Origin of the sequence: Saccharomonospora saliphila YIM 90502 (genome assembly GCF_000383795.1) — a bacterium.
GTDB lineage: Bacteria > Actinomycetota > Actinomycetes > Mycobacteriales > Pseudonocardiaceae > Saccharomonospora > Saccharomonospora saliphila.
Genome location: NZ_KB912598.1, coordinates 7912 through 13739, shown reverse-complemented (window position 1 = coordinate 13739; position 5828 = coordinate 7912). Strand labels below are relative to the sequence as shown.

Annotated in this window: 4 protein-coding genes and 1 pseudogene; 3 read left to right on the top strand and 2 right to left on the bottom strand. The window is 71.9% G+C overall.

Annotated features, from left to right (window positions below):
- Both SACSA_RS26525 and egtD read left to right on the top strand, forming a co-directional pair.
- Positions 1-211: hypothetical protein (locus SACSA_RS26525; RefSeq protein WP_232212789.1), on the top strand; the 211-nt coding region annotated here is incomplete at its 5' end.
- Positions 208-1182: an L-histidine N(alpha)-methyltransferase gene (gene egtD, locus SACSA_RS0100440; protein ID WP_019812602.1), complete on the top strand. Its 975-nt coding sequence runs from the start codon at positions 208-210 to the stop codon at positions 1180-1182. The genes SACSA_RS26525 and egtD, both read left to right, overlap by 4 nt.
- Before the next feature lie 48 nt (positions 1183-1230).
- Here egtD and SACSA_RS0100430 read toward each other — a convergent pair whose 3' ends face one another.
- Together SACSA_RS0100430 and SACSA_RS0100425 are read right to left on the bottom strand one after the other, a co-directional pair.
- On the bottom strand, positions 1231-1947 hold the full coding sequence (locus SACSA_RS0100430) for a sulfite exporter TauE/SafE family protein (RefSeq protein WP_019812600.1): 717 nt from the start codon (positions 1945-1947) through the stop codon (positions 1231-1233).
- A gap of 195 nt (positions 1948-2142) precedes the next feature.
- Complete coding sequence (locus SACSA_RS0100425) at positions 2143-4950, bottom strand: aconitate hydratase (protein WP_019812598.1); 2808 nt, start codon at positions 4948-4950, stop codon at positions 2143-2145.
- Between the two features lie 515 nt (positions 4951-5465).
- Between SACSA_RS0100425 and SACSA_RS25505 the strand changes: the two are divergent.
- Positions 5466-5828 (top strand): annotated as a pseudogene (locus tag SACSA_RS25505) (hydrolase); the annotation flags it as partial.

Below are 5828 nucleotides of genomic sequence, written 5' to 3'. Positions count from 1 at the left end.
GCGGCGAGCCGGATGGTGGCGCGGTGCCTCACGGCGGCGTGCCTCACCGCGCGTGCGAAACGGCGGGGTGCGTAACGGCGGGGTGGGGGGCGACCTGGCCGGGGGTGGCGTGGTCAGTCACGACCCGGCGGGGGGCGACGTGGCGGACCGCCGCGGTGGCGGCGTGCGCGTGGAGACCGTCGCCCTGATCGACGGAACGGAGTCAGTGTGAGCGACGTGCGGATCGAGCGACACGGCAGCGCCGAGGACGCGACCGAGGCGCTGCGCGCCGACGTGCGCGAGGGATTGACGGCGGAGCCGAAGTGGTTGCCGTCCAAGTGGTTCTACGACGCGCGGGGCAGTGAGCTGTTCGAACGCATCACCGGGTTGCCCGAGTACTACCCGACGCGGGCCGAACGGGAGGTCCTGACCGAGCGGGCCGGGGCGATCGCGCGCGTCACCGGGGCCGCGACCCTGGTCGAACTGGGTTCGGGATCGAGCGAGAAGACGCGTGCGCTGCTGGACGGGCTGCGCGAGCACGCGACGCTGCGCCAGTTCGTGCCGCTGGACGTCTCCGCCTCGGCGCTGTCCGAGGCCGCCGAGACGATCGCCCGGGACTACCCCCGCCTCCAGGTGCACGGCGTGGTCGGCGACTTCACGGCGAACCTGGACGCGCTACCGGGACACCGCCCGCGGCTGGTGGCGTTCCTCGGCGGCACGATCGGCAACTTCCTGCCCGCCGAGCGGGCGAAGTTCCTGCGCTCGACACGGGACGTGCTGCGGGCGGGGGAGTGGTTGCTGCTCGGGACCGACCTGGTCAAGCACCCGGACACTCTGGTGGCGGCCTACGACGACGCCAGTGGGGTGACGGGCGAGTTCAACCGCAACGTGCTGCACGTGCTCAACGCACGCCTCGGCGCCGATTTCGACCCGTCCGGCTTCGACCACGTGGCCCACTGGGACGCCGAGTCCGAGTGGATCGAGATGCGGCTGCGGGCGCGCGCGGCGACGACCGTGCGCGTGCCGGGCGCCGACCTGGAGGTCTCCTTCGCCGAGGGGGAACACGTGCGCACCGAGATCTCGGCGAAGTTCCGCCGGGACGGGGTGCGCGCCGAGCTCGCCGAGGCGGGCTTCGCCGTGCGGCACCTGTGGACCGACGCGGCCGACCGGTTCGCCGTCTCCCTGTGCGAGGCGGTCCCCTGAGCCGGGATGACCGCGGCGCGGCGGCGGGCCGTGCGCCCGCCCGCCCGGTCACCCCACGATTGCGCGCACCAGCAGCGCGACGGCGCTGGCGGCGGCCACGGTCAGCACCGCGACACGGATGCGCCCGCCGTCGAACAGCCGGCGTGCCGGGCCGGAGAGCAGGAACCCGGCCAACAGGAACGGCAGCATCCACAGGACCGCGTAGAACTGCTCGGTGTGGAGCTGCCCGCCGACGCCCAGCGCGGCCAGCGACAGGCACGACCCGATGGCGAAGCACGCCGCCAGCGTGGCGCGGATGCGTGGGCCCGAGGAGTGCTGGTACAGCAGCGCCAGCGGCGGGCCGCCGATCGAGGCGGCCGTGCCGAACGTGCCGCTGGCCATCCCGGCCACCAGCAGCGGCGCCGGGGCGGGGCTGGGCCGCCACGACACCACCGAGAGCGCCACGCACACCAGCACCGCGACGCCGACGATCGCGGCGAACGGGCGGGGTGCCAGCGCGGCGACCGCGAGCACACCCAGCGCGGTGCCGGGGACGCGGCCGAGCATGGCCCAGCCGACGCCGCGCCAGTCGGTGTCCTCGTGCTCGCGCGCCACGGACAGCACGGCGTGCGCGGCGGCGATCACGAGCAGGGGAACCGGGACGAGCGCGGGATCGACCAGCGCCACCAGTGGCGCCGCGATGAGGTTCATGCCGTACCCGACACTGCCCTGCACCAGCGCTCCGGCGAACACGGCCAGACCGGCGAGCAGCACCGCCAGCGTCATCGTCTCTCCTCCCGTGTGTCGCCGCCCGCGTCGGCGACGGCTCGTCCGGTTCCGCCCGAGCCTCGTCCACCCGACTCCCGGCGGGCTCACTCGCGGAAACGGCCCGCCGCGAGGACGGACGTCGTCCCCGCGCCGGGCCGCTCCTGTGCCGACTCTCGGCGGTTCGTCCAGCCCCGCGCGCGGCGGGGACCCACGTCAGGCGGTCATCTTGCGCAGCACGTACTGCAGGATGCCGCCGTTGCGGTAGTAGTCGGCCTCACCCGGGGTGTCGATGCGCACCACCGCGTCGAACTCGACGGTGGAGCCGTCTTCCCGGGTGGCCGTGATGTGCACCGTGTCCGGGGTCTGGCCGCCGTTGAGGGCGGTGAGCCCGGCGATGTCGTAGGTCTCGGTGCCGTCGAGGCCGAGCGCGTCCGCCGAGGAACCCTCCGGGAACTGCAACGGGACCACGCCCATGCCGATGAGGTTGGAGCGGTGAATCCGCTCGAAGGACTCGGCGATCACGGCACGCACCCCGAGCAGGCGGGTGCCCTTGGCCGCCCAGTCCCGCGACGACCCGGAGCCGTACTCGGTCCCGCCCAGCACCACCAGCGGCGTGTTCTGGGCGGCGTAGTTCTGCGCGGCGTCGTAGATGAACGCCTGCGGCCCGCCGGGTTGGGTGAAGTCGCGGGTGTAGCCGCCCTGCACGTCGTCGAGCAGCAGGTTGCGCAGCCGGATGTTGGCGAAGGTGCCCCGGATCATGACCTCGTGGTTGCCCCGGCGGGAGCCGTAGGAGTTGAAGTCCTTGCGCTCGACGCCGTGCTCGGTCAGGTAGCGGCCCGCGGGGGAGTCCGCCTTGATCGCACCGGCCGGGGAGATGTGGTCGGTGGTGACAGAGTCGCCCAGCTTGGCCAGCACCCGGGCGCCGGTGATGTCGGTGACCGGAGCGGGTTCGGCGGTCATGCCGTCGAAGTACGGGGGCTTGCGCACGTAGGTGGACTCGGGGTCCCAGGAGAAGGTGGTGCCCTCGGGGGTGGGCAGCGACTTCCACCGCTCGTCGCCGTCGAAGACGTCGGCGTAGTCGTGGGTGAACATCTCCTGGGTGATGGCCGACTCGATGGTCTGCTGGATCTCCTGCGGCGACGGCCAGATGTCACGCAGGTAGACGTCGTTTCCGTCGGCGTCACGGCCCAGAGGCTGGGCGGCGAAGTCGAAGTCCATCGTGCCCGCGAGCGCGTAGGCGATCACCAGCGGCGGCGAGGCCAGGTAGTTCATCTTGACGTCGGGGTTGATCCGGCCCTCGAAGTTGCGGTTGCCGGACAGCACGGACACGGCGGTGAGGTCGTTGTCCGAGATCGCCCGCGAGATCTCCTCGGGCAGCGGGCCCGAGTTGCCGATGCAGGTGGTGCAGCCGTAGCCGACCAGGTGGTAGCCGAGCTTTTCCAGGTACGGCCACAGGCCGGCCTTCTCGTAGTAGTCGGTGACCACCTGCGAGCCCGGCGCCATCGAGGTCTTGACCCACGGCTTGACCGACAGGCCCTTCTCGACCGCGTTGCGGGCCAGCAGGGCCGCGCCCAGCATCACCGACGGGTTGGAGGTGTTGGTGCACGAGGTGATCGAGGCGATCACCACGGCGCCGTGGTCGAGTACGAACTCGCCACGGTCGTCCGAGGACACCGTGACCGGCTTGGTGGGCCTGCCGGAGGAGCCGTTGGCGGCCGAGAACACCGGCACGGCGCCGTCGTCGGCGAACTGCAGCGACGGGGAGTCGCTGGCCGGGAACGACTCCTCGGAGGCCTCGTCCATCTTGGTGTGCGGCACGGGGTGGTCGGTCTCGACGTAGTCGTGCAGCGACTTGCGGAACGACGACTTCGCGGCGGAGAGCTCGATGCGGTCCTGCGGGCGCTTCGGCCCGGCGATCGAGGGCACGACCGTGGACAGGTCGAGTTCGAGGTACTCGGAGTACTCGGGCTCCTGGGCCGGGTCGTGCCAGAGGCCCTGTTCCTTGGCGTAGGCCTCGACGAGCGCGAGCTGGTCGGCCGAGCGGCCGGTCAGCTTCAGGTAGCGCAGCGTCTCGTCGTCGATCGGGAAGATCGCGGCGGTCGAGCCGAACTCGGGGCTCATGTTGCCGATGGTGGCGCGGTTGGCCAGCGGCACCGAGGCCACGCCATCGCCGTAGAACTCGACGAACTTGCCGACCACGCCGTGACGGCGCAGCATCTCCGTGATGGTGAGCACCACGTCGGTGGCGGTCGCGCCGGGCGGAATCTCGCCGGTGAGCTTGAAGCCCACCACGCGCGGGATGAGCATCGACACCGGCTGGCCGAGCATGGCCGCCTCGGCCTCGATGCCGCCCACGCCCCAGCCGAGCACGCCGAGACCGTTGACCATGGTGGTGTGGGAGTCGGTGCCGACGCAGGTGTCCGGGTAGGCCTGGCCGTTGCGGGCCATCACACTGCGGGCCAGGTGCTCGATGTTGACCTGGTGCACGATGCCGGTGCCCGGGGGGACGACCTTGAACTCCTCGAACGCGTTCTGCCCCCAGCGCAGGAACTGGTAGCGCTCGCGGTTGCGCTCGTACTCGATCTCGACGTTGCGCTCGAACGCGTCGGCGCGGCCGAACACATCGATGATCACGGAGTGGTCGATGACCAGCTCGGCGGGCGCCAGCGGATTCACCTTGTCCGGATCGCCCCCGAGGCTGGAGACCGCCTCCCGCATGGTGGCGAGGTCCACCACACAGGGCACGCCGGTGAAGTCCTGCATCACCACCCGGGCGGGGGTGAACTGGATCTCGGTGGCCGGGTCGGCGGAGGGGTCCCAGTTGCCGAGCGCGCGGATGTGCTCGGCGGTGATGTTGGCACCGTCCTCGGTCCGCAACAGGTTCTCGAGCAGGATCTTGAGGCTGTACGGCAGGCGCCGGGAACCCTCGACCTTGTCCAGGCGGAACACCTCGTAGGAGGCGTCGGCGACCTGGAGCGTGTCCCGAGCACCGAAGCTGTTCTTGCTGGCGGGTGCAGTCACGTCTCACTCCATGGCGGCGGTTCGTTCGGGTAGGAGCAGGTCGAGTCTCGCGCACCCCCGCCGCGCCCGCAGAGGTGGGCGGAACCTTCCTGCCCACTAAACAGTACGCTTGTCCTTTTTCTGGTCAAGCCCAGCATAGCCCACGCCTCCGACGGCACGTCGTGGTAGCCGGGCCGCTCGGGACGGCGGTGGAGGCCCGCCCGGCTCGGCCCGCCCGGCCGCCTCCCGCCACCGCGTTCAGGAGAGTGACGGCGCGCGCCGTGGGCCGGGGAGCGGTCACCCCGCGTGTCGAGGGCAGGGGCCCCGGGTGGGGGCCGGGGGCGAGTTCCGGCCCGTTTCACGTCCGATCCGCTGGTCGGTACCGCGTCTCCTCCTCAGCGCCCCTGCGGCCGGACGGGTCTCACCCGACCAGCGGAAAAGTCGCGGAAGAAACGCGTGTTTCGCGTGGTGCGGACGGTGCGTGAGTGGTGCGAGTGGCAGAGTCGAGGCTGGTCCGAACGGCGGAGGTGAGGACGGTGCCGACCAGCACGACACACACGCCACGACGATCCGGAGGCGGGGCACGGGGCGTCACGGTGGCCCTGCTCGTGGCCGCCCTCTCGCTCGGAGCGGGCGCGCCCACCGGGGCGGTGCCGCCGCCCCCGGACAACCCGAGCGACTCGGAACTGCGCGAGAGCAGGCGCGCCGCCCAGCGGCGAGCCGACGAGGTCGGGCGCCTGGCCAACGAACTGGCGCAGGCGCGTTCGGAGCTGGGCGAACTCCAGGCCCAGGTAGCAGTGCGCATGGAGGAGGCCAACCGGGCGCTGGTCGACCTGCGCGAGGCGGAGCAGCAGGCCGACGCCGCCGAGCGTGCCGCCCGGGCCGCGCGTTCCGAGACC